Source organism: Paenibacillus allorhizosphaerae (assembly GCF_042659105.1).
Classification (GTDB): Bacteria; Bacillota; Bacilli; order Paenibacillales; family NBRC-103111; genus Paenibacillus_G; species Paenibacillus_G allorhizosphaerae.
On the sequence record NZ_JBHSRV010000002.1, the window covers coordinates 810,452 to 837,331 of the forward strand.

Here is a 26,880-nt window from a genome sequence, read left to right on the forward strand (position 1 = left end):
TTATTGATGCCTCGCAAAAAGAAAGTAACGTTGTCTCTTCTAGCCAAACAATTGGGTTTAAGCGTCTATACGGTGTCGAAAGCATTGCGCGGACTGCCGGGCATGTCGGAGGAGACGCGAAAAGAAGTACTCCAGCTGGCGCATCAACTGGGCTATTTGACCAAAGACCAGGAGAACAGCTTGATCTACGAAGGGATCCCGCGCCTCTCGGTCAAACAGCGGCGGTTTCTTGTCATTACTTCCTCAGACATTTCCTCCAGTCCCTCCATTCAACTGCTGTTCCAGGGGCTCAAGGAGCGTATGTTTGAATTGGGTCATAAAATCGATTTGGCCTTTATGCCGGACTCGCTGCCTGCGCAAAGCTTCCCAAGCTGGATGGAACTGGAAGGGCTGCCGTATGCGGACGGCTTGTTCATCACCGCGCTTATTCCCCGGCCGTTGGAAGCTTTATTGCTCGAGCTCAAGATGCCGAAAATTTTGCTCAACTTTCCGCCCGTCGGAGCGAAGGTCGACAGCGTGATCTGGGACGTCCACGATGCAACGCGGCAGTCGGTGCACTATTTGACTAAGAACGGTCATCGCGACTTGCTCTATTTCGGAGATGTGGACCGGACCCGCGGATACAAGCAGCGCTGGCTGGCGTTTGTGGAAGCGATGAAGCAGGAGGGCTTGCCGGTCCGCGAAGAGGATCACCTGATCCATATGCCGGACAACCAGGTCGAATGGGTAGATACATTCAAGCGGCATATGGAGCGGATGAAGCCGACCGCGCTGTTATGTGCGACGGAAATGAGTCTTGCCTGGATTTATTACGCATTGAGCGAGACGGGGTATCAAGTCCCGCAAGACGTTTCTTTGATCCGGCTGGACCATGTCCACAGCAGCTTTATCCCCGGCATCACGCACCCCGTTCTGCTGATGAAGGAGACCGGGTACCGTGCCGCCGACCGGATGCTGTGGCGTCTCGCCAACGCGCATCTTCCCTATGAACATATTCGCTTGCAAGGACCTTTCTTTGAAGGCGATACGGTAAAGAAACTGATATAGTGAATTGCAGCCGAATAGCGGATGTTCCGGTTCCGAGTGACGCAAGAGAAGAACCTCGATCACGGAATACGGTGTACAGCCGCTATTCGTTCGTACATCAATTGCTGCCGAGGCAAAGTCGGACCAAATCGTCGACATGCGCCGTTGCGAGGCATTCGACCGTATCGGCGGCACCGTAATACAGCTTCACTTCGCCGTCCTCCTCGAGAATCATACCGCCCGGAAAAATGACATGATTGCGGAAGCCGCCGTCGACCTCGTAAGCCGCTTCCGGCGCCAGCAGCGGCTCCTTGTATAAACCGACGATTTTGTCCGGGTTCTCCAAATCCAGCAGCATGATGCCTGCGCAGTACCGCTTTTTCCAAGCCGCTTCCCAGCCGTTTTTGCCTCTCGCGGCATCGATGTCTACGGCGTGGAACGTCGTCAGCCAGCCGTGCTTGGTCTTGATCGGCGGTGCCGCAGGCCCTATCTTGTCGTTGGCGTAAGGCACGTGCTCCACGCCGAGCACGAGCTTCGAATTGCCCCAATGCGTCAAGTTCGGCGAGTCGGAAATCCATGTGTCGAATCGATGCTTCCCGCGGCTATAAACCGGAAAGGGCCGCTCCAGCCGCACGTAGTTGCCGCCGATCCGCTCGGGAAACAAAACCATATTGCGGTTATCCGGCACGCTCATGCTGAGTACATCGAAATTGCTGAAATCTTCCGTTGCGGCAATGCCTCCACGGACGCCGTGCTGCGTATCGACGGCAAAGCACATATACACTTTGCCTTCCAGCACCGTCAGGCGCGGATCGTATACGCGGATGACTTCCTCGTCATGCCAGTGCCAGCAAGGAAACGGCTGCACGTCCCAGTGAATGCCGTCGTCGCTGTACGCGAGACCGAGGTTGGTTGTGCTGGAGTGCAGCAGCGTCTGCTCTTGCACGCTTCCGTAGTCGTTGCGAAACACCATAACATATTTGCCCTCATACTTCGTCACGCCAGCATTAAAGACGAGCGCGGGGGCATAGGGCACATCTTTTGCCGACAAGATCGGATTGTCCGGATGACGCCGGATCATAGGGCTGGATGTCAGCGTAATCAATTCAGTCATAAGCGCACTCCTTCTTGATGGATTGGCGTCTCGCCGTCCCAAACGCGATCTCCGAGCCATGCGCCCTGGCGTACGAGCCGCTCTTGAAGCCGGCCAATGGGGACATCTCGGCTTGTCATCGAATGTTCGGCGGCAAGCGCGGCGGCGGTTCCTGCGGCTTGCCCCATCGCAAAACAGTTCGGCATAACGCGGAGCGAGCTTTGCACGATGCGGTCCGCGGATGCGGAGCGGCCGGCGACCCATACGTTGTCGAGCCCTTTGGGCAGCAGACAGCGGTACGGAACGCCATGCGAATGGCCGGGAGGCAGACGGTAAATGCTCATTTGATCGCCGCTCGTCGCCAAATGCACATCGATAAAATAGGCGTTGCGGGCAATATCGTCGGCAAAGCTTCGCGTATTCACGAAATCGTCCTCGGTCAAAATATAGTCCCCTACAATGCGACGCGTCTCGCGGATGCCGATCTGTTCGCCGGTCGCCGTCAAATGAGCATGTTCGAATCCCGGCACATAACGGCGTAAAAAATCCACTTGTATTTTTGCGAGCCTTCGGCCTTCAACCGCGCCTTTCGTCAAATCTTCGGCTTTCGTCCCGTCCACGCCGAAGACGTGACCGAAGTTGACGCCGACCAGATGGTCCGACAGCCAGGCGAATCCCGATACTTTCTTTCTGCCCGCCGGCAGGTCGCCCGCTTGCTGCGCTTTCTCGACCGCCAAATGAATTTGCCCCGAATCGCCGCTTTCCTTCAAATAGCGGGTGAACGCCTTGCGGTCTGCATTCGTGACCAAATAACACATCGTACCCGGCTGCATTTCTCCTGCCGATCCCCCCTTTTGAAACGGGGCGCCGGCAAGGGCGGCAATGTCCGCATCTCCGGTCGCATCGATCACATATTTCGCTTCGATGGCGGAGCGTCCGGATTTGTTCAAGACGACGATCGTATGAACATGGTGATCATCGTCGCTTTTTACGATTTGGCCGACGAACGTGTGATAGAGCAGCTCGACACCACAAGCAAGCACCGCTTCGTCATAAACCCGCTTCAGCACTTCCGGGTCGATCGGCACCCAATCCAGGCTGCTGCGGTACATACGCTGGTATTCGGCACTGCAATTTTGCTTCATCTGTTCCAGCAGTTCCAAGCCGATTCCGCGAATCACCGGTTTTTCTTTGTCCGTAAAAGGGCAAAATGCCGGGACAAGCGAGACGGTACCCATTCCGCCGAGATAGCCCCGCTGTTCGATGAGCAGCGTCTTCGCGCCGTTACGCGCCGACGCTATCGCTGCGGCGATGCCGGACGGGCCGCCCCCGATGACGACGACATCCGCCTGTTTGCTGATGGGGATCGACTCCGCCGGTAAACTGATCGTTTTCAACGGATAACCTCCTTTGTTATTGGATTTGATTGTAAGTATATTACAAGGACAAGCTGTTGTTTAGTTGTAAATTAGTTGATGTTATCAATAAAAAGTACGCGCTCAAAGGATAGTTACCTCATCAAGAATGCGATCGAATATGGACATAAGAAGGGGCGAAGGGCTTAAAAGGTAAGGGGAGGGAGCTAGCGTAAGAGCAAAAGCCGATCACCTATTACCTGGCAACGGGTTCGGTGATCAGCTCGGTATGGCAAACTTTAATTTGTTTCGTTTCCGTGAATACAAATTCCACGAGAGCCACTGCGTTTTGCGAAGTTCCGTCGACCACGGTGCACATGGCGATCATTGCGGTTAACGAAGATTTCTCGGGGTGATTGGTTACTTTTTTGAGCGAAGCATCTTTTACGTATAAATTTTGATTTCCGCTCTTCATTATCGCTTTTTTGGCATAAGGCAGTAATTTTGACAACAATAACTCTCGAATGGTAAATAGCATGGTCACATAAACGACACTTGTTAAAAGCAGAAAAGTGGCAATATTCGTGTAAGTCATCGGACTCTCCTTTCACTATCACCCCTCATTATTTACATATGATGTTTGTTTAAACGTGCTTGGGCTTTCGTAATTTCATGCAAGTGGGGATCATTTCCATTCGCCTGATTTCCATGAATTGAAACCTTTAATGCTGCGGTATCGTCTGTTTGATAGGAAAGGAAATCTTACTAACGAGGTGTTCCAAGGTGAAAAAGTGGATGGTTGTACCAAGCTCGATGATTGCCCTGGTGCTGTTCTGCGGTGCCGCATATTCCGCGAACGCAGTCAAGCTCGTTGTTAACGGAAATTCGATCGCAACCGAAGTGCCCCCACAAATTATCGAAGGGAATACGATGGTACCGATTCGCGCGGTTGCCGAAGCGACGGGGGCCGACGTGAAATGGAACGAAAAGGAGCAAATGGTTACCGTTGATTACGCGGATCGGGCGTCGTTACTATCGCAAATCGATTTGCTGCGGAGTGCGATCATTCCATCTTCCGCCGACAAGGCGGTTGAAGCATGGGCTGAAGCGGTTAAAAACCGAAACGGTGCCGTTCAATATGCGCTGTTGTCGTCCGATATTCAAACTCAAACCCTCAAATCGTATGAAGAGATGCATTGGGTCACCGGCTTGTCCAGTCCGTGGGTTGACAGCTTTAAGGTGACAGGCGGTGTTGAAGACGGTAATGGGGCGGCGGCAAGCTACGATATCGTATTCCAATTAAAGACGTCTACGGGCAGCGCGGGAGAAGGCTCCGTGAAAGTAACGCTGGGCATGAAGGACGGCAAATGGCTCATTACCGGTCTGCAAAGCGGCAGCGGTTCGGAAAACTTGGGCGGCATCGTCGTCTTGCCGTAACCGTTAAAAGCATGTTTGAAAGGGCATCATGTTCGGGAAAATCCAATTATTCCGTTATGAATAATAGTAGATCGATGACGAGTTAAAGCGGGCTCGTAATCGATCTTTTTTTTGATCTTTTTGTTCATGTATAATGAGGAATGTGATTATCTGGATCTTACGAAGTTTCTATATATGGAGGCTGCCGATGAGTAGTAAAAAAATAATCGAAGCGCCCAAACTTCCGAAAACGTTGGCGAACATTACGCAGCCGGCCTATCATCTGCAGCCGGAAGATGAATTCAGCCTGGGCATCATATGTGACTGCACCATTGACAGCCAGACGGCCGGAAAAGTTTCGTTCGACAAGATCGTCTTTCAAAATGTAACATTCACGGAAACATCGCTTACCGATCTGGAACTGACCGACATCGTGTTCGAACGATGCGACTTGTCCAACGTCATTTTTCATGATGCGATCATCCATCGGACGGCATTTTACGATTGCAAAATGATCGGGGTCGACTTGACGGGAGCCACCTTTCGAAATGTTCAGTTTCACCGCTGCATCGCCGATTACGCGACGTTTCGTTTTTCCAATGCCAAACAAGCGCTGTTTCAGGAATGCTCGCTCTGCAGCGCGGATTTTTATAATGCGGCGTTTCAAAAAGTGTATTTCAGCCGTTCCAATATGGATCGCGCTCAGATGACCGGCGTAAAGCTGGAAGGCATCGATTTGAGCGACTGCGAATTCGACGCCTTGGGCGCCGGGCTCGCCGATTTGCAGGGGTGCGTCATTTCCCGGGAGCAGGCGTCCGTATTTGCCAAGCAATTCGGTCTTGCCATTAAAGAGTAGCCGGTTAGAGAAATACGAAAAAGCGAGGAGAACTTATGTATCAATACATCGATCAAAACTATGAAAACGTTGATTTCACGCACAAAGATTTAAGATTCGGAGAGCTGACTCGCTGCACCTTTCACCGCTGCCGGTTTAACGGCGCTTCGTTGGAGGAGATTACGACGACTGCGTGCAGATTCGTGGAATGCGATTTTCGCGGCGCTCAATTGAACGCATCGATTCATACGGAATCCGCCTTTATGAACTGCACGTTCCATGAAGCGAACTTGTTCGTTTCCAAATTCAACGAATGCAAGATGACCGGCTCGGACTTCTCGAAAGCGCAGCTCGATGGAGCCACGCTGCATCAAGGGGATTGGTCTTATACGAACCTCCGCCAGACGCAGCTATCCAAGCAAAACTTACGGGGCATCCGATTTCTCGAGGCGGATTTGTCAGGCTCCAATCTGGAAAAAGCCGATTTGCGCAATGCTGATCTTACTCGGGCGCAATTATCGAAAGCGAAGCTGCAGGGAGCCGATTTGCGCGGAGCCGTTGTGGACGGTATCGACTTTCGTTCCATTGAGGTCAAGGGAGTGCGGATGGACGCCGTTCAAGCGATTGTATTTTTGCGTTCGTTCGGGGCAAAAATCGATTAATCTGCATAAAAGGTATCGTTTTATAGGGTAACGTAAGACCGGGCTTGTGAAAAGTCCGGTTTTTTTTGGTGTTACCCACCTTCTTAGAACGTTGATAATTGATCGTTCTGGATGAAAGCCTACAGCCCGCTTTGGTTGATCATTTCGGCGAAGGCGGCAAAAGCTTTGCCGTAAAACCGGTCTTTGCGCCGCACAAGATTTGTGTTCGTAAATCGGAACTTTTCCGGGATGGGGTAAGCCGCAAGCGACTGATAATCTCCGGTCAACACGGATGTCGGCAGCAAGGTGGAGGCAAGCCCGGCACGTACGCAGCTCAGGAGGGTTTCCAACGAGCCGATTTCTATCATATTGTCGAACGCGATGCCTTCTCTATGGAGCCATTGTTCCAGAACGGTTCGGAAAGGGCAGCCTTTCGGAGAAACCGCCCATTTCGTATTGGATAAATCCGGATATGCCTCCTCTTGATTGGTGGTAAGCAGCACCAGTTCATCGCGCATCTCGTACTCGGAAACGAGCTTCGACGAAGCCATCCCGCCGGTGACGAAAGCTCCGTCCAATTGATTGGCGAGCACCATGGATAGAAGCTCCGATGAAGCCCCGGTAATCAAGGAAAGCGTAACGTCAGGATACCGGTTTTGGAACGCGGATAAAGCATTCATAAAATTGCCGCATGTAACGGTTTCCACGACGCCGATCGAGAGCGGTCCGCTCGGATACGATTTCTCCCGGACGGCCCGGAGCGATTCCTCGGACAAGTTCAAGATCGAGAGCGCGTATTCGCGAAAGACGATTCCTTTATCCGTCAACGTCACGCCTTTCGGATGCCTGAAAAACAAAGCGACTCCTATCTCGGACTCCAGTTTGCGGATTCGGGCCGTTACATTGGACTGCACATACTCAAGGCGTTCGGCTGCGCGCGACACGCTGCCCTCTTCCGCGACGGTCACAAATACTTTAAGATCCGTTAATTCCATGGCCTCACCTCAATGGTATCAAAAATAATGATATATCGATGAATTTCAATCATTATACTATATGCGTTATTTATTGTACAATAGCCAAAGACGAGGATCGTTGCCGGGATGCAGCGGATCTTAAGATAATTTCGTCTGGGGGGATGGCAGTGCAAAAGGAATGGTGGGTTCTTATGCTGGCCGGCGTATTCGAGGTCGTCTGGGTAGCCGGCTTAAGCCACGCAACCGCATGGTGGCATTGGTTTATCACGCTGGCCGTCATTATATTCAGCTTCAAAGTGCTGCTCGATGCGGCAGCAAAACTGCCGATCGGTACGGTGTATGCGGTATTTACAGGTCTTGGTACCGGCGGAACCGTCATTGCGGAAATGGTATTTTTCGGGGAGCCGGCCGACCCGCTTAAACTGTTATTCGTTGCCACGCTGGTAGCGGGCGTCATCGGGCTCAAAAATGTCACGCGGGAAATCGAAGCAAAGAGGGGTGAATGAAAATGGCTTGGGTTGCCTTGATTGCCGCCGGTTTGTGTGAAATGTTGGGCGTCGTTGCGATAAAGCGCGTTACAACCTATCGGCACTGGACCTCTTACTTGTTTCTTGTGATCGCGTTTGGCTTAAGCTTCTCACTGCTTACGTTCGCGATGTCGGAAATTTCTATGGGGACCGCCTATGCGATTTGGACGGGAATCGGCACGGTGAGCAGCGCGCTGCTCGGGATGATTGCATTCGGCGAGCCAAGGGAGAGGAAACGCATTGCGTATATCGGGCTCATTATCGCTTCGACCGTCGGTCTCAAATGGATTTCATGATTCCTTCTCACATTGAATCACTCCGTTCCGCTCATATCAGTTCAGATATGAGTTTTTTCTTTTGTACGACTGCTGTGTACATTGAAACAATACGATGCGAGTCTTTTGCCTGCATAGACGGCACTCGTCGTTCGTCATATAATAAGTTTAATTTGTGTGCTTGTGCTATTGCGATCTGTGGAGAAGGAGGAGAAGCGCGGTGAAGAAAATGGCAAGGCAAATTCCATTCCTGTTATGTATCGTTGTCGGCACGATTTTATTGGTATATCCGACGCTCAAGGACCGTTATGACAGTTACCGGCAGCAGCAAATACTCGCCGAGTGGCAGCAAAGCTTACTGCGGTTGGATAACGTAACTTTGGAGGAGAACATTGAGGCAGACGTTCCCGCTCCGAGCATTTCCGTAGCGGAGGCAGCCGAAGCTAAGCCCGTTCAGGCGGCGCCTTTGCATGTGGAAACGAAAACTCTGACAGAAAGCGTGCCTGATCAGGCGGAAGCACTGCTGGTGATTGACAAAATTGATTTGAAGCTGCCGGTTTTAACGAATGCGACGGAGAAAAATTTGCAATTGTCCGTAGCCAGCATGGCCAACACCGGCAAAGCCGGTGATATCGGTAACTATGCGATTGCAGGACACAGGAACTTAACGTACGGAAAAAATTTTAACCGGTTGGACGAGGTCGACGTAGGGGACCGGATCAAAGTGAATACTCGAAGCAAGCGTTACGAGTACGAAGTCCAGGAGAAGCTATACGTCTTACCCGAAGAAGTATGGGTATTGAAAGGAAACGGCAAAGACCGGGTAATTACGTTGATTACATGCCATCCTCTACAGAATGCTACACATCGTCTCATTATCAAAGGGAAGATCGTAGAAAAACAAAGCTGAATTTCGTATAGGGCAACCCGTGAAACGTCATGTAACTGCACCGGGGGAATGCTGGAAACGCCGCAGCATCCCATCTTTGAAGGTTTTTTCCGGTCAAGTATGGGTCGTGTGACTCAGAGGTTGTATAAATAAATGCTTTATGATACATTATGTATTGTGATACAAATTGTAACATTGTTAATTGCGAAAGGAGTGAATATAACAAAGCAGATGAACCAAAAGGAGCAAACGCCTGTTCCAGCGGTTGTTGCCATGCTGAGAAGGAACGGAGGAGCAAGATTTTGAACAAAAAAACAAGTCTTGTGGTCATAGCGCTTGTGCTTTTCATTCAAAGCTTTTATGGAGCGCTATTGTCTCATGCAAGCACCGGTCAGCAGATCAGCGAGAACATCTTGACCGGTGTGACGTTGACCGTGAAGGATGCGAACGGGAATACGGTGACGGATCCCGTTTACGAGCAAGGCGCAAGCGTCACGCTGGACTATACTTGGGAGCTTCCGAACGGCCATGGTTACAAGAGCGGCGCCGTCTACACGTTTTGGCTGCCCGTCCAGTTCAAGCTTTATAATGATATTAGCGCTGAACTGAAAAAAGATGACGGCAGCAGCGTCGGCACGTTCCAGGTCGAAGCGTCCTCTCGCCAAGTCACGATGGTGTTCAACGAGAAAGTCGAAAATGATGATGTCCATGGCACGCTTACCTTTCACACCCAATTCGACAAACAGACGATTCAAGGAAGTACGGAGCAGCAAATTTATTTTCCGATTCGCAACGGCTATACGATCACGCTTCATTTCAAGCCGAGCGTGAAGTCTTCCGTTGAGAAGAGCGGTATTCCGCAAGGCTACAATGCGGATCGCATTCATTGGACGGTTGACGTTAACAAGACATTGGAAACGGTGAAGAACGCGACGGTCGCCGACCGGCTTCCGGCCGGATTGACGATGGCGACTCCCGTGACCGCAGCCGTCTACCGGCTGCAAGTGAATCTGGACGGGTCCGTGCTGCGAGGAGATCCGCTTAGCGGCGATCAATATGAGGCTGCGCTTAATGCAGGCGAGCTCACGGTCAAATTCAAAAACGAAACGATCAGCGGCGCATATCGAATTGAGTTTTCGACCGAAATTGTCGATTCCAGCCTATCGACGTTTACGAATGAGGCCGTGTTCAAAGGCGACAATGTGCCGGAGATCCGTTCCTCCGCGACGGTCAACGTCCAGCGCGGAAGCCACTTGAAGAAAGCTGTAACCGGTTACGATGCGAAGACGCAGACGATCACCTGGGCCATCTTGTATAACTACGATGAAAAACGGATCCCTCAAGCGGACGCATCGCTTACGGATCAATTCGATGCGCTCCATGAGCTGGTGCCGGGTTCGCTCGCGGTGTATCCGATGGCACTCGATTCGTCCGGGAAGGAAACCGCAGGTTCGCCGCTTACCGCAGGCGTGGATTACAACTGGTTGCCGGCTGCCGGTGCAGGGAAAAAAGGATTCACGCTAAGTTTCACGCGCGACGTCACTTCCGCATACAAAATCGTGTACAAAACGAAAGCAACCGATCGTGTATACGAGAACGGCAAAATAACGAATACGGTCACTTCCGCGACTTATTCCGATACGAATTCCCAAAACGTTATTCAAATGATCGTCAATAAAAGCAGGGGAGCCGTAGACTATCAGAATAAGACCGTAAGCTGGACGATTCGACTTAACGAAGATCAGTACCCGATGAACAATATCGTACTTACCGACACGTTTACGAACGGCGGTCTGACTCTCGTTCCGGGCTCGCTCAGCATCACTTCGCAGAGCGTGGCATCCTCCGTGTACGACGTCGTCTACCGGGCCTCGAACCCGTCGGCGGTTACGGACGGATTCGTCATCAAATTGAATAACAACTCCGTCACTTCCGCTACGTACGCCGTCACCTACAAAACGTATTTCAATGTGGACTGGCTTGCCGCCGGGAAGACCAGCTTTCTGAATACGGCAAAAATGGACTGGGATGGCGGCTCAAAAGAAGTGACGGCTTCGTTCGATCCAAACAACGAGACCAAAAACAACGGCTTTAAGTTCGGCAGTTACAACGCTGCATCGAAGCAGCTACTATGGGCCGTCGGGATCAACTATAACGGGAAAGAACTGGCGAATGCCCGCATCGTCGACAACTTACTGAAAGGCCAAACGCTAGTTCCGGGTAGCGTCAAAGTGTACAACATGATCGTCGCTCCGGACGGCGGTGGAAGCAAAGGCGCAGAAGTAGCGGCTTCCGGTTATAGCGTGAGCCAAAACGGCACTGAACTGATCGTACAATTCAACAATAAAATTCAAGCGCCTTATTGGCTTGAGTTCGCAACAAGTTTGGAAGGCCAGGTCATTGAAAATATCGTTACCAATACCGCGAACGTATTCGATGGCGTGAGCCCGGTATCCAAAGATTTGAAAGGATCGGTTACCATTCCGCATGGCGGGGAGTATGTGTTCAAGGACGGCAAGCAAACCGGGGACAGAATTGACTGGAGCATCGCCGTGAACCGGGGACAGTCGTTTGTACAGGATGCGAAGCTGACCGATACGCCGAGCGGCAATCAGGTTTTGATTCCCGAATCGTTCCATCTGTACCCGACGGCGGTTACTTCCGGCGGAGATGTGAGCAAATCCGGTCCCGAATTAACCAAAGATGTGGACTACCGTTTGCAAATCCAAACCGATGATACCGGCAGCCAGACGTTTGTCTTGAGCTTTCTGAAAGAAATCCGTTCCGCCTACATACTGGAATATCAATCGCTTATTGTGGCGAACAACGGAGATCATGTGAGCAATACGGTTCGATTCAGCGGAACCAATGTCCAAACCGTCATTGTACCGACAACCAAAGACATTATCGTCGGCGTATCCAGCGGTTCGGGTACCGGCAGCGGAACTCGAGGCACATTAACGGTAAAGAAAATGGATGAAGCGAATGCATCCGTGAAGCTGGAAGGCGCAGTCTTCAGCTTGTACCGTCAGGCAGGACCGGACCGCATATGGATTAACACGTTGACGACGAGCTCGGCGGGTACGGCGGAATTCAAAAATTTATTGTCGGGCAGCTATGTGCTGAAAGAAGTCACGGCGCCGGCGGGGTATGTTCTCGATTCGAAGGAGTATCCCGTGACGATCAATTCAACCGCAGGCGTCGCTTTGAATGTTACGAACAAGAAATCCGGGGGCGGTAACCCGGGCGGCAATCCAGGCACCGATAATCCGGGAACGGATACGCCAGGAACCGATACGCCGGACTCCGAAACACCGGATACGGATTCACCCGGATCAGGCACACCGGGGTCGGGTCCGTCAACGCCAGGGGAGTCCACTCCCGGTACACCCGGACAAAGCCCTGCAGCACCGGGCACGCCGACTCCGAACAATCCGGGATCTGTTACGCCAAACCCGGATACGCCGGCGATCGAGATTCCGACACCGGGGACGCCTTCCGGCGAAAAGCCGGAAGCCGGGCAACCGCCTGACGAAGTGGTCATCACACCGCAAGACAGCCCAAGCTCCGATGGAGCAACGCCGTCCGGCAGTGCGCCCGATAACGTTCCAACCGGAGAAAGATTGCCCAAGACAGGCGAAGACAGCCCATTAGCTATGCAAATCGCCGGGATTTGCCTGATTCTGCTCGGCGTCGTATGGAGAAAAAAGTTTTTGTCAATCAAGTAAATAGGCAACAGCCCCTTGTCTTCGATCGAAGAAGGGGCTGTTTTTTTGCTTTTTCATCGTATGCTCTTGTGCGCACAGTGGCAAGAAAGCCTGCACTTAATGGTTTTCGGTGGATGCGGAATACGTTTGATCGTATTCCTGCCGAGCCGTTTCGACTTGTGTGTAATGAACTTTCGTCCAATCATTCAACTCTCTCAACGGTTTAAGCAATGTTTCGCCAAGCGGGGTCAACGAATATGAAACGATCGGAGGAATTGCAGGCGTCAAATGACGCTGGACCAGGCCGTCACGTTCCAACTGCCGGAGCGTTTGCGTTAGCATCTTTTTGGAGATGCCGTCAATGCGTCTTCCCATCTCCCCGTAGCGAATCGCTCCATCCTCCAAAGCGTAAATGACGAGTACCGTCCATTTGTTCGAAATGATTTCAAGCGTCTTGCTGTAGCCGCAAACGGCAATGGAGATGTCGGGTGTTTTTTTCAAGCCAGGCGTTGTCATTACGTAACCCCCTATGCACTTTGTGGTTCCCAGGACACTCTAAAGTTCCTACTTACTTAATTATAGCAAGTGTATTATTGTATGACTATACCATTGAATAGGAGAGGTTATACATGAAAACATACGAATTGCAAGACGGTTTTGGACTTGATCAACTAAAAGCGGCGGAACGTCCCGTTCCAGTTCCCGGTCCCGAAGAAGTGCTTATCCAAATGCGTGCGGTTTCTCTCAATTCCAGAGATCTCGGTGTCATCGACGGATTTTATAAACCCGATCAAAAGATGCCGTTCATTCCCTTATCAGACGGTGTGGGCGAAGTCGTCGCCGTTGGCGATCGCGTATCCAGATTCAAGCTTGGCGACCGGGTGAGCGGTATTTTTACGCAAAGCTGGATTTCCGGAGAGCCGACGCAAGCCAATTGGGCGAGTACGCTCGGAAGTCCGCTGCAAGGGCTGCTGGCGGAGTACACGGTGCTTCACGAGAACGGGCTCATTCATGTCCCTGATTATTTGACCGATGAAGAAGCCGCGACGCTCCCTTGCGCAGGGGTCACGGCATGGCATGCTGTCGTCGAAGAGGGGAAAGTGAAAGCGGGAGATACTGTAGTCGTGCAAGGAACCGGCGGCGTTTCGTTGTTCGCGCTTCAGTTTGCCAAGCTTCATGGGGCGACGGTCATCGTAACCTCCAGCAGCGATGAAAAAATAAAACGGGCGCTGCAGCTTGGCGCGGATTGCGGCATTAATTATAAGGATCATCCGGCGTGGGATCAAGTCATTCTTGAACGGACGGACGGACGCGGTGCGGACCATATCGTCGATCTTGGGGGTTCAGCCACATTAAACCGGTCGATCTCTGCGTTGAAGGTGGGGGGACAGATCAGTATGGTCGGCGTTCTATCAGGGTATCGTGTGGAAGGGTTCGATATCATTCCCGCAATCATAAGAAAAGCGCGGCTTCAAGCGATCAATGTTGGCAGCCGCGACATGTTTGAAGCGATGAATCGTGCGATGAAGCAAAGCCAGCTCCGTCCGGTCATTGACTCCGTGTTTCCTTTCGAGTCCGCTGTAGATGCACTGTACTACCTCGCAAAGGGGTCGTATTTCGGCAAGATTTGCATCACATTTTGAAGCGAGCATTCGGGAACAAGTCTGAAGCCAAATTTGGCGTGAACGGATGCTTATCGCGGCCATTTCCAGCCCGAAGGAAGAAGCCGGCAAAGCGACTTCCTTCGGGCCAATTTGCGAGTATCTTTTTAATAAAGTGCGTCGTATATTGCCCGTTCTCGCCAATCTCCAGGCAATTGAGCTGTTATCCATACACACAGCCGCCGTCAATGCCTATTTTATCGCCGCCAAACCGTCCTCCCAGAAAAAATCCAGTCGAAAGTAAAAATTTCTTTCATCATTATAAACTTTATTTCCTAAATGAAAAAGAAGATTTATATGAGGGGAATGGGGAGAAATCTTGACTTTATATGGAAAAGGGGGGATATTGAAGTAAATGAAGCTCGCGACTTGTTGAGAATGAGGAATAGTATGGTTGAGGTGGGTTGCGGAAGACGATTGTATAAGGAGAGGTGAGCAATGATCGAATTTGAACGATTGCATCATGTAAGTATAGCGGTTAGGGATCTGGAGAAGGCTAGACAATTTTATTCGGAATTGCTTCAATTTCAGGAGATTGAACGGCCGCCTTTTAAATCCAAAGGAATCTGGTATGCCGTTGGAAACCAGCAGCTTCATTTGCTTGAACACACGCAAGGCGAAACGCTGCGCAACGGTCAGATCGATTCGGTTGACGGACATTTTGCCATCTGGGTTAAGAGCTACAAAGGCACGATCGAATGGCTGGAAAAAGCGGGCATCCCTTATGAAGCGAGACCGCAAAGCGTGGCCGGGTTTGCCCAAATTTATATTCTTGATGTGGACAATAATATCATCGAATTTGATTCGGCGTACGATTCATAGCTTTCACGTTACATCAATAACGTACGACGTGATTTCTTTGATTTACCTCTCTTCTTATACATTGCTATTTCCGACTTTGTAGCGGTCTCTCACGGGGCTGCTTTTTTACGTTGGAACCATCGTTTATTGTACCATCTTCTTTTTATATAATTCGACAAAATTCTGTGCAGCCGCAGATAAGTAATGATGCTTCAGCCAGATTAAACCGACCGGGGCCGACAATTCGGTACTAGAAATTTTACTAGCGTGTATGGAATACTCTTTATGCCGCGAAAGCACCGTCTCCGGAACAATCGATGCGGCAAAATCAGATGAGATCAAATCCATCAACAGCGTGATGTCGGAACATTCGCCGATCATATTGGGCTGCAATTGGAGCCGGGAGAATGCTTCCGATATTAAATAATGCACGCCTAACCCTTCGGTACTCGGCAAAATAAGCGGGTCGTTGCTAATGTCTGCAAGCGACAATTCGCGATCGATCGAGTGCCTCTGCTTGGATGTAATAAAGTAGAACGGCTCCGTATAAAGATGGAGAACGGAAAAAGAGTTCAACTCGAGCGGCAATCGAATAATCGCCAGCTCTATAGCGCGGTCTCTGACTAATTTGCAAAGATGGGACGATTCATTTTGTTGAATTTTATAAGTCACCTTGGGGTATTGTTGTTGAAATTGACGTAGAAGTTCCGGCAGCTCGACGGCCGATAATGTATTGACACCGATCGTTAGTCTTCCGTTTACTCCGTTACCGACTTCCTTCACTTCCATTTTGGCCTCTTCCATCCATTGGTCCATCTTTAAGGCATATTTATACAGAGTTTTCCCGGCTTCCGTTATTTCTAAATACTTTCCGCTTCTCTCCACTAATGGAGAGCCAAGCTCCTCCTCCATTGCCTTTAATTGTTGACTTAACGGTGGTTGCGACATATGAAGTCTTTTCGCGGCAGCGGAAATTTTCTTTTCCTCCACTATCGCTATGAAATATCGCAGTTGTCTGATGTCCAACGTCAAAACCACTCCTTTATATATCAAAAACATTACTAAACCTTATTTTATTAATAATTTTCATATAGCCTATCTCCATGTTAGCATAAATATATAGAAGGAAAAAGGAGCTTGATCATGTACCGTCACTTTATGATTTTCGCTGTTGTCTTGTTAGCCGCGTGCCACTCGAGTCCTATTTCTTTGCCAAACGTACCGACGGAAACAGAAACGAAAGAAGAAAAGAAGGTGAAGGTGAACAAGATGAACGAACAATTGATTATCGCGGCGGAGAAAGGCGATACGGAAACCGTTCTGAAGCTGCTTGAAGCCGGAGCGGACATCAATTCTGGCGATCTACGCGGAAGAACGGCCGCAATGGCCGCGACTTACAACAATAAATCAGCTACGGTAAAGGCGCTGATCCAAAAGGGAGCGGACATTAACATTCGCGATAACAACCTGAACAATGTACTCCTGTATGCCGGCGCGGAAGGGCTGCTGGAAATCGTAAAGCTCGCGATTGATGCAGGTGCGGATACGAAACTTACGAACCGATACGGGGGCACGGCGCTGATTCCGGCTTCGGAACGCGGACATGTCGATGTCGTGAAGGAGCTCTTGACTCGTTCGGATATCGATGTCAATCATATCAACAATTTGCATTGGACGGCTCTGCTCGAAGCGGTCATTTTAGGCAATGGAGGGGAGGCGCATCAACAAATCGTGCAGCTGCTAGTGGACCATGGAGCGAACGTAAATATCGCCGACAAAGAAGGAATCACTCCCTTAAAGCATGCACAACAACGCGGCTTCAAAGAGATGGAAGGGTTATTAAAAAAAGCCGGGGCATCGCTGCCGAAATGAATGTGGAAATCTTGTGTGGCAGGAGGACAAGATCGTGAACGATCAAGCTTACTGGCTTACCAATGTGACATTAGAAACTGGTTACCGCTACGATGACGGTGCCCTTACAAGAACGGAAACAGGACAGTTCCATGTACGCATTGAAAAGGGGAAAATCATCGAAATTGTCGGAGCGGACGAACCTTTGGACACTCGTTTGCCCAAGCGGAACGCACAAAACTATTTAATGCTCCCTTCCTTTAGAGATATGCACATTCATCTCGATAAAACGTACTATGGAGGCCCGTGGAAAGCGCCGACGGCGGCAACCAACGGAATCATGACTAGGTTGGAAGAAGAGCGGGAGCTGCTTCCCCGTTTACTGCCTGTTGCCGAACAACGAGCCGCAGCGTTGCTGGACTTGCTGCTGCATTCAGGTTCGACGCACGTACGCACGCATTGCAATGTCGATCCTGTCATTGGACTCAGCAATCTGGAAGCAACGCTGCGAGCAGTGGAAGCTTATCAAGGAAAGGCTTCCGTCGAAATCGTCGCTTTCCCGCAGCACGGATTATTGCGCAGCCATGCCGTGCCACTCGTCAGAGAAGCACTGCGCCGCGGAGCCTCATTAGTCGGTGGCGTGGATCCGGCCACCATTGATGAAAATATCGAGAAGTCGCTGCAAGCAGTCATGGAACTTGCCGTAGAAGCGAATGCAGACGTTGACCTTCATATCCATGACCCGGGTCATCTTGGGATATTTACTTTTAAACGGCTGGCATCGCTAACGGAGGAAGCGGGATGGCAAGGAAGAGTTACGATAAGCCATGCCTTCGCCTTGGCCGATATCCCGCCAGAAGAAGCGAGAGAAGTTGCGGAACTGCTGGCTCATCGGGGAATATCGATTACGTCGTCTGTTCCGATAGGCAGGACGATACCGATTCCTCTCTTGCGGGAACAAGGAGTGGAAGTATCTCTTGGCGACGACAGCATTACGGATCACTGGTCGCCTTTCGGCAAAGGAGATAGTCTGGAGAAAGCAGGAACATTGGCGGAACGGTTTCGTTTAAGCGACGAGCGTTCGCTTGGACAAGCCCTAGGGTTTATTACCGGCGGCATAACCCCTCTGAATGAAGAAGGAAAGCGTATTTGGCCCAACGCGGGAGACGAGGCCGATCTCGTTTTCGTCGATGCGAGTTGTTCGGCCGAGGCAGTTGCCAGGCGAGCGAGAAGAGCTGCTGTGTTGTATCAAGGAAAGCTTGTTGCCGGAGCCCTTTAATTACGGATACAGAAAGGACGGATCATCGATGTGCGCTGCATTTTGGCTGACGAATGCTCTTTTGGAAACCGGCTATCGTAAAGATAACGGCGTCGTTACAGGGACAAAAACGGAATGTTTCCACTTATGTATACTGGACGGGAAAGTGGCGAAGGTGGTATCTTCCGATCAAACCGTTGCCGACGATTTGCCCAAAATAGATGGGAAACGGCTGTTAGTCCTTCCATCGTTTATAGAAAAGCATTGTCACTTGGATAAAACGCTGCTTGGCGACCGATGGCGTTCGGTAACGCCGGCTCGAAGCATTTTTGAACGGCTCGATATAGAGAAAGAAGTTTTACTTTCTTTGGAGACGACTACGCAAGAGCGGGCGCAAAAGCTGTTGGAGCTGTATTTGCAAGCCGGCGTCACTCATATCCGAACGCATGTGGATATTTATCCCGAGGTTGGACTAAGGAATCTGGAAGAAGTTCAAAAAGCTCTGCAATCGTTTGAAGGAAAATTAACTTATGAGATCGTTGCGTTTCCGCAGCACGGTTTATTGCGTACGAAGGCCAAAGATCTCGTTAGGGAAGCTCTCCGGCAGGGAGCCGGCTTGGTTGGAGGCGTTGACCCGGCTACCGTGGATGGAGATATGGAAACCTCTTTACAAGAAATGGTTCAACTGGCGGCTGAAGCACATGCGGGGATCGATTTGCACTTGCATGATGCGGATCATCTCAGTATTTTCACCATGAAAAGATTGGCGCAGCTGACAAAAGAAGCCCGTATGCAAGGGAAAGTTGCGATCAGCCATGCATATGGGCTTGGGGATATCACTTCGTCGCAGGCGGAAACTGTAGCGGCGGTTTTGGCGGACGCAGGAATGACCGTCGTTACCAGCGTGCCGATTGACCGGAAGTTTCCGCCAGTTGGCTTGCTGCACAAAAAAGGAGTATCGGTCGCCGTCGGTTGCGATAATATATTCGATGTTTGGTCACCGTTCGGCAACGGAGATCTTTTGGAACGTGCCGGCCGTTTGGCGGAAATATCCGGTTGGGTAGACGAACGGTCATTAGCGCAAGCGCTCCGCTATATTACCGGCGGCAAAACCCCGCTGAGTCCCGAAGGAGAACAAATGTGGCCGCGGGCAGGGGACGATGCCGACTTCGTTTTCGTTGAAGCCTCCTGTTCTGCCGAAGCGGTTGCCAGAAGATCGAAACGAGCGGCTACGATGTTCAAAGGAACCATCGTTTCGGGTTCGTTGTAACCGGGGGCAGTCGCCCTTGAAGCCGCTCGACGGAGCGGCTTTTTCAGCGAGGCGTCGCTGCCTTTATCGCGGCCGATGCAATGGCTCGCTCCGAAGCAGTTGAGGATTTTGGTGAATAGAGGACTTAAATATATTGATTTTGCACATTTTATATGATGATGCACTTGCTGTTTATAGCATTTGCGGCATATTTTTTCTTTTTTTCCGGGGGTATGCTACACTTGAACCATATTTTCCGAAGAAGGGAGTACTGACCGATGCAAATATGTGATTTTTTATTCCCCAAGGACAAAGTGGCTTATATCATCTCGTCCGCCAACATGCAGGAGGCACTGGAAAAGCTGGAGCAAACCCAATACACCGCCATTCCTGTTATTGACGGAGAAGGGAAATACGTTGGTACGCTTTCCGAAGGAGATCTTTTGTGGAAGATGAAGTATACGGCCGGATTGAGCTTTGAAAACCTGGATACCGTCAAAGTGCATGAAATTAAACGCCGTGTTCATAATGAATGCGTATCGATCAATGCGTATTTGGAGGATATGCTTGAACTGGCTGCAGATCAGAACTTTGTTCCCGTTGTGGACGATAACCAAATCTTTATCGGAATCATCCGCCGCAAAAACATCATTGAGTACTACACTAGCAATATTACCGACTGATCATTGACAAATCGCCTGGACCAGGCTGACGATTAAAGCCGGGCACTCCTTTGGGTGGAGGAAACGATTAGTCGTCATCCATTCCTATAATTGTTAGTGCAATCACAATAAAATATGGACTATTATACCTGAATCCGAAGGATCTATAGAGCGTCGTTCCGGATCTTGCCGATCGAATCAGGTTTGATGTATAAGGCATGATAAGTAAGTATGGTATAAAGCGGGTTCAAACCGTATTCAACCAAGAAGATAGGGCGCAGTCGATCCTTGAATTTTTGAATTGACTGTGGTATGATTGATTTCATATATTATGAAACCAATTCACATGTTGAAAAGAGTCTCATTTTTATGATGAACTTTTTCCAATGTGTGAATTTTTTATTTACAAACAGGTACACATTAAATTGGTTCAAACTAGATGGGGGAAATTTAAATTGAGAGTAAATTTGAAATTTACGACTAAAGGGCAAAGCGCAATTGAAAATTTCAATAACGACGAATTAATCGAAATATTCACAAGATATTTGAATACTTTAGTGAAACATTATGCAGTGAATGTTTCGGTACCGGTTGATATGAATCAGGATATAAGAGCAGAAGGTATCTTGAAAGTTCTTTTGGAGAACGTAAATTGCGATATAAATATCTTTTTTAGAGAATTAGAGCGAGATATAAAAGTTCCTTTAAAGAAAAGACTTGATAAAGCCGGGAAATTAGACAACGTGTTTAAGATAGACATTATTAAGTAAAAGCGAATAAACGTATGGCGAACTATTCCAGCCCTCCGGCTTCTTTATTACGAGCAACCTTTGCCGATACATGGATTATGTGTGTAGTTTGCATTGTACACATGATTCCACATGCCATTAAGGGGATGTTCGCGTGAGTGTATAAACTTTTTGCTGGTGCTACTGGCAAGAGTTTTTTTGTTTGGAAGAAGCGTCCATAGCTTCCGTGATTAAAGTATTATAAGACTATAAATGGAACGGCTTTGTTCTCTTTTCCAATTCTGGATTGAAATGTTATACAAATCCTGTATATTTCGTAAATCTGCGTCATCCAGCTTGCTTATCTGTATAAATCTCTCATTTTCCTATCCAAAAGCCGAACTATCGCTTGATTTCTTTAATAATCTTATGTAATATGGTTATGCTAGATTATAAATTTCGGTTTACATTATGCCGGAAGGTGAACTCATGCCCCTGATCGACTCTAACGAGAACAGGAAGAAGCTAAGTCACATCTACAATGAGATCGCGAAAGAGCTGTTCGGTTTCGGTACGACGATGCTGAAGGTGTTCATCGATCACCATATGATTACAGTTCATGCCAAGCATCGCAGGTCGCCGCGTTCCACTGCGCTCGAGGGTGAGGTTCCTACTTTGAAGTATGAAGTGGATTATTACATGTCCTCGATCTACAAGAGGAAAGTCCGCGAGAGGCTGGAGCAAGAGTTGGGCTTGTCCATTGAAGCGGTGTTGAGGGATTATGATCCTGCCACCCAATGGGCGATAACGAATGTTATTCTTCATGAAAATGAATAAATGGAATCGGCGTTTCTCTTTTGATTTATCTTAAGAGGAAACCGGATAGGCGAAACGGATGACTCTTTACGTTGTTTACAACGAAAAGTGCTCTTGTTTAGAAGATTTTTTTCTAAAACAAGGGCACTTTTCTGTTTTCTTGGAAATCCATGGGGAAAATGTATAGTTTAGGAGCCGATACGGATAATAACTGGTATCAAAAAACGGCTGCGGATTCACGATTCACTATTATAGATCATGAACAAAATTGGGGAGGAACAAAAAAGATGAAAAAACGATGGGTACAAGGCTTGGCCTCTTTAACGATTCTGGGGCTTGTTGCCACCGGATGCGGCGGCGGAGCAAAAGAACAGGGGAATGCCGGCGCGTCGACCGAAGCGCCAAAAGGCCAACCGACGAAGCTGGTCATCTCCACTTGGGGCTTCTCCGACGACTTCTTTAAAAAGGAAGTGTATGCGCCATTCGAGAAGGAGCATAATGTCCAGATCGTCGTCGAGGCAGGGAACAATGCGGATCGTCTGAACAAAGTGAAACAGGGCGGCTCATCCGTAGATTTGATTTATTTATCCGATTACTATGCACAGCAAGGGATCGAGGCCGGCATGTTCGAGAAAATCGACCGCAGCCGCATCCCGAACTTGAAAGATATTTACGAAGTGGCCAAGGCTCCGCTCGGCGAAGATTACGGTCCGGCTTATACGATCGGACAACTCGGGATCGCCTATAACCCAAAAGCTACCGGAGGCAAGGAGATCAAGTCGTGGAACGATCTTTGGAGCCCGGAACTCGCCAAGAAATTGACGATGCCGAATATTACATCGACCACCGGCCCGATGATGCTCGATGCGGCTTCCCGTGTAGCCGGAAACACGACGTTCAATGAGGACCAGGCGATGGCAAAGCTGAAGGCGCTGAACCCCGGCGTCGTGAAATATTACAGCCAAACGTCCGAATTCGTGAATATGTTCTCGCAAGGCGAGATCGCTGCAGGACCGATTATGGAAATGTACGTGAAGGATTTGAAGGCAGCCGTGCCGGAAACGAAGTTCATTACGCCGCAAGAAGGCGGCTATGCGATCATGAACACGGTCAATATCGTCAAAGGCAGCAAAAACAAGCAGTTGGCGGAAGACTTTATCAACTGGCATTTGAGCAAAACCGTTCAAGAGAAGTCGGCAAAGGCCAAAGTCGATTCTCCGGTCAATACGACGCTGACGCTGACGCCGGAAGAAGCGACGGGCATTACGTACGGCAAGGAAACCATCGCCAAGCTGAATAAGCTGGACATGAAGTTCGTCAACGCCAACTTGAAAAAATGGATCGATCGCTTCAACCGTGAAGTAACGCAATAAGACGCGGCGATAGGAAGGGACAAGGGTATATGTTGCGGCATGTACCCTTGTTTCTTTACCGCCATAGGGGGTGCGAACGGATGAACAAGAAGGTCATTCTCGATGTGGACACGGGGGTGGATGATGCGCTCGGCATGCTGCTTGCGATTCGCAGCGGCGAGATGGACATTCTCGGCGTTACGACGGTAAACGGCAATGTTTCGTTGGAGCAGGCGACGGTCAATACGTGCAAAATATTGCAGTTGGCCGGAGCGGAGCATATCCCCGTCTTCAAAGGAGCTGATCGGCCGATGCTGCGGAGCACCTATTTCGAGCATCGGGTGCACGGGAAGGACGGCTTGGGCGGGGCGCTAAAGGACATGTCCGTGCATAAGCAGCCGGAGGACGGGCATGCGGTCGATTTTATTATAGACCAAATACGTCGACATCCCGGGGAAGTGACACTAGTCATGACCGCGCCGCTAACCAATCTGGCCCTTGCCATTATGAGATACCCGGAACTCGTTGGGCAAGTGAAAGAGGTCGTCGTGATGGGCGGCGTCGTTCAAAGCTTCGGCAATGTGACGCCGACGGCGGAGTATAACATGTATGTCGATCCGGAAGCGGCTAAGCTTGTATTCAAGGCGGGGTTTTCCTCCCTCACGCTCGTCGGTTTGGATGTGACCCGCAAAGCGCTGCTTACGGAGGAGCATATCGCTTCCTTGGGGGATTCGCCTCTTGCACATTATGTTCGAGAAAGCACGGCCGATTATATGCAGCGCTATTATGAGCGAAACGGGGTTCGCGCCTGTGCGCTGCACGACCCGCTCGCGGTAGGCGTGGCGCTGAATCGGGAGCTAGTCGTCACTAAGCAATACTATGTCGATGTCGAGACGCGAAGCGAGCTATGCGACGGACAAACGGTATGCGACTTCCAAAACCGGTTGTCGCGGGAGGCTAACGTTCACGTTTGTTTGGACGTGGCGGCGGACGAATTTCTCCGGCTTTTTACAAGCGTTTTGCGCGGCTAGCGACTAAAGGAACAGGAGAGCAGTGACATGAAGAAATCGTATTTGGCTATATTGCTTGTGCCGGGGCTGCTGTTCTTGGCCGCATTCATGGTGATACCGATTCTCCTGACGGTAGGCTCGACCTTTTACCATGAGGGCCGGCTCACGGCTGAAGGCTATTTTCATTTTTTTAAAGATCCGTATTTTCTGAAAATATTATGGACCACCCTGCGTGTCAGCTTAGTAACGACAGTGCTGTGTATGGTGCTTGGGTTTCCTACAGCGTATTACATTTCCAGACGAAGCCCGCGGCAAAAGGCACTGCTGCTGGCGCTCGCTATTTTCCCGCTGCTGACAAGCTCCGTCGTTCGCTCGTTTAGCTGGACGATCATCTTGGGGAAAAAGGGACTGCTGAATAATACGCTATTATCGATCGGGCTCATTCAGGAGCCGCTTAACATTCTATATACGCCAACGGCAATGATGATCGGACTTGTCCATTTATTCCTGCCGCTCATTATTATTACTCTTGTCGGCGTCATGGAAAATATCGATCCCGACTTGCTCAAGGCGGCGGAAAGCTTGGGCGCGAGCCGGTTCTCGGCGTTCTGCAAAGTCATCATTCCGCTCAGTGTCCCGGGGCTGATCATCGGGGGCATTCTCGTGTTCGTCGGAAGTCTCACGGCTTACACGACTCCGGCCTTGCTCGGCGGCAAGCAGCGGGTGATATCTACGTTTCTGTACCAGAACGCGATCACGTTAAACGATTGGTACTTGGCCTCGGTCGTCGCTACGATCATGATGGCGATCACATTCATCATCATCGCGCTGATGAATAAGCTGGCCAACAAATTAAATCCGAAGGGGTAGAAGGCATGCAGGAGAAGAACCGTGGGCTCGGCCTGTTTACACTTCTTATATACATGTTTTTGCTTGGACCGCTGGTGATTATCGCCTTCGCCTCGTTCGAGCCGGGAAGCGCGCTGAAATTCCCGCCGCAAGGCTTTTCGCTCAAGTGGTATCATCATATTTTCGAAGTCACGATGTTCAAGACGTCTTTTATTACTTCCATCGTCGTGTCGTTGGCGGGCAATTTGCTGGCGCTGCTGCTCGGGCTGCCGGCTGCCTATGCTTTAAGCCGGTTTCACTTCCGGGGGAAGGAGGCGCTGAACGCGATCTTTATTTCGCCGGTGCTGATCCCGGGCATTGTGCTCGGGTTTACGATGCTGAAGTATGTCATCATCACCTATCATCTGCCGATATACGCGGCGCTGCTGCTCGGGCATACCGTCATCATGCTGCCGTTTATTATCCGGGTCATCGCCTCGAGCCTGGCCAACTTCGATTTTGCCGTGGAGGAAGCATCGCTCAGTCTCGGAGCGGGTAGGCTGAAGACGTTCTTCACGGTCGTGCTGCCGAATATCAAATCGGGCATTATTGCGGCTGTGCTGATCGCTTTCCTGGAATCGTTCAACAACGTCGATATTTCCGTGTTCATGACCGGTCCGGGGGTCAGCACGTTTCCGATCCAAATGCTGCTTTACGTTGAAAACAACTTTGATCCGACGGTGGCCGCCATCTCCGTGCTGCTTATGCTTTTTACCGCGGTATTGATGTTCTTGATCGAGCGTCTGATGGGGTTTTCTTACTTTACCAAACGATAATGGAGGCTTGCATCCATGGCCATGCTAACCTTGGAAAATATAGCTGTAGCCTATGATCAGCAATATATTTTGAAAGATTTCAACCTGTCCGTCGAAAAAGGAAGCCTGATTTCGCTGCTCGGCCCGAGCGGCTGCGGCAAAACGACGACGCTGCGCCTGATCGCCGGCTTCCTCGAGGCGAAAGAAGGCAAGTTCGCGCTTAACGGAAAAGATTATACGCGCGTGCCGGTTAATAAGCGTAATTTTGGCTTCGTGTTCCAGAGCTACGCGCTGTTCCCGCACTTGTCCGTTTACGACAATGTAGCGTTCGGCCTTCGTTTGCGGAAGGTAAACGGGGCGGACATCGACCGCCGCGTTCGCAGCATGCTGGACACCGTCAACTTGTCCGGCTTCGAGAAGCGGTATCCGAAGGAGCTTTCGGGGGGTCAAAGACAGCGCGTCGCCATTGCCCGGGCGCTCGTGATCGAGCCGGATCTGCTCCTCTTCGACGAGCCGCTCAGCAATCTCGACGCCAATCTGCGCGTCAATATGCGCGTGGAAATCCGCCGCATTCAACAGGAGCTGGGCATTACGACCGTGTACGTATCCCATGATCAGGAGGAATGCTTCTCGATCTCCGATCAGGTCGCCATCATGAATAAAGGCATTATTGAGCAGCTCGACCGGCCGTCCGTAATATTCAAGTACCCGAAAACCGAGTTCGTGGCTCGCTTCATCGGCTTTAACAATTTTATTTCTTTTGACCGCAGGCAAGAAAACGGCGAAGAGATTGAGCTTCAAGCGGGAGGTCACTCCTTCCGCGCCGTCCAAGGAGCTGGCCGGGGAGCGCAAAAGGGCTTAAAGGGGGCTATGCGCCCGGACGATCTGAAGCTGGGCACGCCCGAAGAATTGACGGCGGGACCGAATGTACTGACCGGCCGCGTGAAGGTAAGTACCTTCCTCGGTCGAAGCTACCAGTACGTCGTCGAAACGGAGCTCGGGGATTTTACCGCAAACAAAGAAATGGAACAGCCTTATGTGAGCGGCCAAGAGGTACGCGTTCATTTTCCCTTGGAGAAGTTGATTTTGGTGGAGTAGCTTACTTGGA

General features: G+C 50.3%; 28 protein-coding genes. 22 read left to right on the forward strand and 6 right to left on the reverse strand.

What is annotated here, in order from left to right; all coding sequences use genetic code 11:
• The first annotated feature begins 6 nt into the window (after positions 1–6).
• Positions 7–1,047: a LacI family DNA-binding transcriptional regulator gene (locus tag ACFQI7_RS12425; protein ID WP_218100540.1), complete on the forward strand. Its 1,041-nt coding sequence runs from the start codon at positions 7–9 to the stop codon at positions 1,045–1,047.
• A 97-nt stretch (positions 1,048–1,144) separates the two neighbouring features.
• Here the strand turns inward: ACFQI7_RS12425 and ACFQI7_RS12430 are convergent, their stop codons facing one another.
• The 3 genes from ACFQI7_RS12430 to ACFQI7_RS12440 all read right to left on the reverse strand — a co-directional run bounded on the left by ACFQI7_RS12430 (position 1,145) and on the right by ACFQI7_RS12440 (position 4,069).
• A complete protein-coding gene (locus ACFQI7_RS12430) occupies positions 1,145–2,140 on the reverse strand; it encodes a glycoside hydrolase family 130 protein (protein WP_218100539.1) in 996 nt (331 codons plus the stop codon).
• Positions 2,137–3,516: an FAD-dependent oxidoreductase gene (locus ACFQI7_RS12435; protein ID WP_218100538.1), complete on the reverse strand. Its 1,380-nt coding sequence runs from the start codon at positions 3,514–3,516 to the stop codon at positions 2,137–2,139. The genes ACFQI7_RS12430 and ACFQI7_RS12435 overlap by 4 nt, the downstream gene beginning before the upstream one ends.
• Positions 3,517–3,730: 214 nt before the next feature.
• Entirely contained in the window at positions 3,731–4,069 is a 339-nt protein-coding gene (locus tag ACFQI7_RS12440) for a hypothetical protein (RefSeq protein ID WP_218100537.1), read from the reverse strand.
• Positions 4,070–4,257: 188 nt separating this feature from the next.
• Here ACFQI7_RS12440 and ACFQI7_RS12445 point away from each other — a divergent pair, with 188 nt between their 5' ends.
• The 3 genes from ACFQI7_RS12445 (at position 4,258) to ACFQI7_RS12455 (ending at position 6,387) form a co-directional block, all read left to right on the forward strand.
• The gene (locus ACFQI7_RS12445) at positions 4,258–4,911 is read left to right on the forward strand and encodes a copper amine oxidase N-terminal domain-containing protein (RefSeq protein WP_218100536.1); all 654 of its coding nucleotides are present in this window, start codon (positions 4,258–4,260) and stop codon (positions 4,909–4,911) included.
• A gap of 187 nt (positions 4,912–5,098) precedes the next feature.
• On the forward strand, positions 5,099–5,746 hold the full coding sequence (locus ACFQI7_RS12450; protein ID WP_218100535.1) for a pentapeptide repeat-containing protein: 648 nt from the start codon (positions 5,099–5,101) through the stop codon (positions 5,744–5,746).
• A 35-nt stretch (positions 5,747–5,781) separates the two neighbouring features.
• Entirely contained in the window at positions 5,782–6,387 is a 606-nt protein-coding gene (locus ACFQI7_RS12455) for a pentapeptide repeat-containing protein (protein WP_218100534.1), read from the forward strand.
• 119 nt (positions 6,388–6,506) lie between these two features.
• Here the strand turns inward: ACFQI7_RS12455 and ACFQI7_RS12460 are convergent, their stop codons facing one another.
• Positions 6,507–7,361 (reverse strand): LysR family transcriptional regulator, encoded by an 855-nt coding sequence (locus tag ACFQI7_RS12460; protein WP_218100533.1) that lies wholly within the window; start codon positions 7,359–7,361, stop codon positions 6,507–6,509.
• A 149-nt stretch (positions 7,362–7,510) separates the two neighbouring features.
• Between ACFQI7_RS12460 and ACFQI7_RS12465 the strand changes: the two genes are divergently transcribed.
• The 4 genes from ACFQI7_RS12465 to ACFQI7_RS12480 all read left to right on the forward strand — a co-directional run bounded on the left by ACFQI7_RS12465 (position 7,511) and on the right by ACFQI7_RS12480 (position 12,762).
• Positions 7,511–7,849, forward strand: coding sequence for a DMT family transporter (locus ACFQI7_RS12465; protein WP_329958251.1), 339 nt, complete (start codon positions 7,511–7,513; stop codon positions 7,847–7,849).
• Between the two features lie 2 nt (positions 7,850–7,851).
• A complete protein-coding gene (locus ACFQI7_RS12470) occupies positions 7,852–8,166 on the forward strand; it encodes a DMT family transporter (RefSeq protein WP_218100634.1) in 315 nt (104 codons plus the stop codon).
• Positions 8,167–8,374: 208 nt separating this feature from the next.
• Positions 8,375–9,055 (forward strand): class D sortase, encoded by a 681-nt coding sequence (locus ACFQI7_RS12475; protein WP_218100633.1) that lies wholly within the window; start codon positions 8,375–8,377, stop codon positions 9,053–9,055.
• A gap of 281 nt (positions 9,056–9,336) precedes the next feature.
• Entirely contained in the window at positions 9,337–12,762 is a 3,426-nt protein-coding gene (locus ACFQI7_RS12480) for a collagen binding domain-containing protein (RefSeq protein WP_218100531.1), read from the forward strand.
• A 96-nt stretch (positions 12,763–12,858) separates the two neighbouring features.
• Here ACFQI7_RS12480 and ACFQI7_RS12485 read toward each other — a convergent pair whose 3' ends face one another.
• The gene (locus ACFQI7_RS12485) at positions 12,859–13,257 is read right to left on the reverse strand and encodes a winged helix-turn-helix transcriptional regulator (RefSeq protein WP_218100530.1); all 399 of its coding nucleotides are present in this window, start codon (positions 13,255–13,257) and stop codon (positions 12,859–12,861) included.
• A gap of 113 nt (positions 13,258–13,370) precedes the next feature.
• Between ACFQI7_RS12485 and ACFQI7_RS12490 the strand changes: the two genes are divergently transcribed.
• The 3 genes from ACFQI7_RS12490 (at position 13,371) to ACFQI7_RS12500 (ending at position 15,224) form a co-directional block, all read left to right on the forward strand.
• Entirely contained in the window at positions 13,371–14,384 is a 1,014-nt protein-coding gene (locus ACFQI7_RS12490) for a zinc-dependent alcohol dehydrogenase family protein (RefSeq protein ID WP_218100529.1), read from the forward strand.
• A gap of 46 nt (positions 14,385–14,430) precedes the next feature.
• Positions 14,431–14,646, forward strand: coding sequence for a hypothetical protein (locus ACFQI7_RS12495; protein WP_218100528.1), 216 nt, complete (start codon positions 14,431–14,433; stop codon positions 14,644–14,646).
• Between the two features lie 194 nt (positions 14,647–14,840).
• Positions 14,841–15,224 (forward strand): VOC family protein, encoded by a 384-nt coding sequence (locus tag ACFQI7_RS12500; RefSeq protein ID WP_218100527.1) that lies wholly within the window; start codon positions 14,841–14,843, stop codon positions 15,222–15,224.
• A 123-nt stretch (positions 15,225–15,347) separates the two neighbouring features.
• On the opposite strand, the gene ACFQI7_RS12505 is transcribed toward ACFQI7_RS12500, so the two are convergent.
• On the reverse strand, positions 15,348–16,229 hold the full coding sequence (locus tag ACFQI7_RS12505) for a LysR family transcriptional regulator (protein WP_218100526.1): 882 nt from the start codon (positions 16,227–16,229) through the stop codon (positions 15,348–15,350).
• A 243-nt stretch (positions 16,230–16,472) separates the two neighbouring features.
• Here ACFQI7_RS12505 and ACFQI7_RS12510 point away from each other — a divergent pair, with 243 nt between their 5' ends.
• The 11 genes from ACFQI7_RS12510 to ACFQI7_RS12560 all read left to right on the forward strand — a co-directional run bounded on the left by ACFQI7_RS12510 (position 16,473) and on the right by ACFQI7_RS12560 (position 26,870).
• Positions 16,473–17,075, forward strand: coding sequence for an ankyrin repeat domain-containing protein (locus ACFQI7_RS12510; RefSeq protein WP_218100631.1), 603 nt, complete (start codon positions 16,473–16,475; stop codon positions 17,073–17,075).
• Between the two features lie 34 nt (positions 17,076–17,109).
• Positions 17,110–18,333 (forward strand): amidohydrolase, encoded by a 1,224-nt coding sequence (locus tag ACFQI7_RS12515; RefSeq protein ID WP_218100525.1) that lies wholly within the window; start codon positions 17,110–17,112, stop codon positions 18,331–18,333.
• Between the two features lie 28 nt (positions 18,334–18,361).
• Complete coding sequence (locus ACFQI7_RS12520) at positions 18,362–19,582, forward strand: amidohydrolase (protein ID WP_218100524.1); 1,221 nt, start codon at positions 18,362–18,364, stop codon at positions 19,580–19,582.
• Between the two features lie 257 nt (positions 19,583–19,839).
• Positions 19,840–20,244, forward strand: a complete 405-nt coding sequence (locus ACFQI7_RS12525) for a CBS domain-containing protein (protein WP_218100523.1) — start codon at positions 19,840–19,842, stop codon at positions 20,242–20,244.
• 434 nt (positions 20,245–20,678) lie between these two features.
• Positions 20,679–20,993 (forward strand): hypothetical protein, encoded by a 315-nt coding sequence (locus tag ACFQI7_RS12530; protein ID WP_218100522.1) that lies wholly within the window; start codon positions 20,679–20,681, stop codon positions 20,991–20,993.
• A gap of 447 nt (positions 20,994–21,440) precedes the next feature.
• Positions 21,441–21,788, forward strand: coding sequence for a DUF2294 domain-containing protein (locus ACFQI7_RS12535; RefSeq protein ID WP_218100521.1), 348 nt, complete (start codon positions 21,441–21,443; stop codon positions 21,786–21,788).
• A gap of 266 nt (positions 21,789–22,054) precedes the next feature.
• Positions 22,055–23,140: an ABC transporter substrate-binding protein gene (locus ACFQI7_RS12540; protein ID WP_218100520.1), complete on the forward strand. Its 1,086-nt coding sequence runs from the start codon at positions 22,055–22,057 to the stop codon at positions 23,138–23,140.
• Positions 23,141–23,220: 80 nt separating this feature from the next.
• Positions 23,221–24,150, forward strand: a complete 930-nt coding sequence (locus ACFQI7_RS12545; protein ID WP_218100519.1) for a nucleoside hydrolase — start codon at positions 23,221–23,223, stop codon at positions 24,148–24,150.
• A gap of 27 nt (positions 24,151–24,177) precedes the next feature.
• The gene (locus ACFQI7_RS12550; RefSeq protein ID WP_218100518.1) at positions 24,178–24,999 is read left to right on the forward strand and encodes an ABC transporter permease; all 822 of its coding nucleotides are present in this window, start codon (positions 24,178–24,180) and stop codon (positions 24,997–24,999) included.
• Positions 25,000–25,004: 5 nt separating this feature from the next.
• Entirely contained in the window at positions 25,005–25,793 is a 789-nt protein-coding gene (locus tag ACFQI7_RS12555) for an ABC transporter permease (RefSeq protein WP_218100517.1), read from the forward strand.
• A gap of 15 nt (positions 25,794–25,808) precedes the next feature.
• Positions 25,809–26,870 (forward strand): ABC transporter ATP-binding protein, encoded by a 1,062-nt coding sequence (locus ACFQI7_RS12560; protein ID WP_218100516.1) that lies wholly within the window; start codon positions 25,809–25,811, stop codon positions 26,868–26,870.
• The last annotated feature ends 10 nt before the right edge of the window (positions 26,871–26,880 follow it).

What these genes read in the sequence shown, in the direction of transcription:
- ACFQI7_RS12525 (WP_218100523.1), top strand. Translation starts at nt 19,840, where the DNA reads ATGCAAATATGTGATTTTTTATTCCCCAAGGACAAAGTGGCTTATATC.
- ACFQI7_RS12485 (WP_218100530.1), bottom strand. Translation starts at nt 13,257, where the DNA reads ATGACAACGCCTGGCTTGAAAAAAACACCCGACATCTCCATTGCCGTT.
- ACFQI7_RS12455 (WP_218100534.1), top strand. Translation starts at nt 5,782, where the DNA reads ATGTATCAATACATCGATCAAAACTATGAAAACGTTGATTTCACGCAC.
- ACFQI7_RS12555 (WP_218100517.1), top strand. Translation starts at nt 25,005, where the DNA reads ATGCAGGAGAAGAACCGTGGGCTCGGCCTGTTTACACTTCTTATATAC.
- ACFQI7_RS12450 (WP_218100535.1), top strand. Translation starts at nt 5,099, where the DNA reads ATGAGTAGTAAAAAAATAATCGAAGCGCCCAAACTTCCGAAAACGTTG.
- ACFQI7_RS12550 (WP_218100518.1), top strand. Translation starts at nt 24,178, where the DNA reads ATGAAGAAATCGTATTTGGCTATATTGCTTGTGCCGGGGCTGCTGTTC.
- ACFQI7_RS12540 (WP_218100520.1), top strand. Translation starts at nt 22,055, where the DNA reads ATGAAAAAACGATGGGTACAAGGCTTGGCCTCTTTAACGATTCTGGGG.
- ACFQI7_RS12490 (WP_218100529.1), top strand. Translation starts at nt 13,371, where the DNA reads ATGAAAACATACGAATTGCAAGACGGTTTTGGACTTGATCAACTAAAA.
- ACFQI7_RS12510 (WP_218100631.1), top strand. Translation starts at nt 16,473, where the DNA reads ATGAACGAACAATTGATTATCGCGGCGGAGAAAGGCGATACGGAAACC.
- ACFQI7_RS12475 (WP_218100633.1), top strand. Translation starts at nt 8,375, where the DNA reads ATGGCAAGGCAAATTCCATTCCTGTTATGTATCGTTGTCGGCACGATT.
- ACFQI7_RS12425 (WP_218100540.1), top strand. Translation starts at nt 7, where the DNA reads ATGCCTCGCAAAAAGAAAGTAACGTTGTCTCTTCTAGCCAAACAATTG.
- ACFQI7_RS12460 (WP_218100533.1), bottom strand. Translation starts at nt 7,361, where the DNA reads ATGGAATTAACGGATCTTAAAGTATTTGTGACCGTCGCGGAAGAGGGC.
- ACFQI7_RS12430 (WP_218100539.1), bottom strand. Translation starts at nt 2,140, where the DNA reads ATGACTGAATTGATTACGCTGACATCCAGCCCTATGATCCGGCGTCAT.
- ACFQI7_RS12560 (WP_218100516.1), top strand. Translation starts at nt 25,809, where the DNA reads ATGGCCATGCTAACCTTGGAAAATATAGCTGTAGCCTATGATCAGCAA.
- ACFQI7_RS12470 (WP_218100634.1), top strand. Translation starts at nt 7,852, where the DNA reads ATGGCTTGGGTTGCCTTGATTGCCGCCGGTTTGTGTGAAATGTTGGGC.
- ACFQI7_RS12440 (WP_218100537.1), bottom strand. Translation starts at nt 4,069, where the DNA reads ATGACTTACACGAATATTGCCACTTTTCTGCTTTTAACAAGTGTCGTT.
- ACFQI7_RS12520 (WP_218100524.1), top strand. Translation starts at nt 18,362, where the DNA reads ATGTGCGCTGCATTTTGGCTGACGAATGCTCTTTTGGAAACCGGCTAT.
- ACFQI7_RS12535 (WP_218100521.1), top strand. Translation starts at nt 21,441, where the DNA reads ATGCCCCTGATCGACTCTAACGAGAACAGGAAGAAGCTAAGTCACATC.
- ACFQI7_RS12500 (WP_218100527.1), top strand. Translation starts at nt 14,841, where the DNA reads ATGATCGAATTTGAACGATTGCATCATGTAAGTATAGCGGTTAGGGAT.
- ACFQI7_RS12495 (WP_218100528.1), top strand. Translation starts at nt 14,431, where the DNA reads ATGCTTATCGCGGCCATTTCCAGCCCGAAGGAAGAAGCCGGCAAAGCG.
- ACFQI7_RS12545 (WP_218100519.1), top strand. Translation starts at nt 23,221, where the DNA reads ATGAACAAGAAGGTCATTCTCGATGTGGACACGGGGGTGGATGATGCG.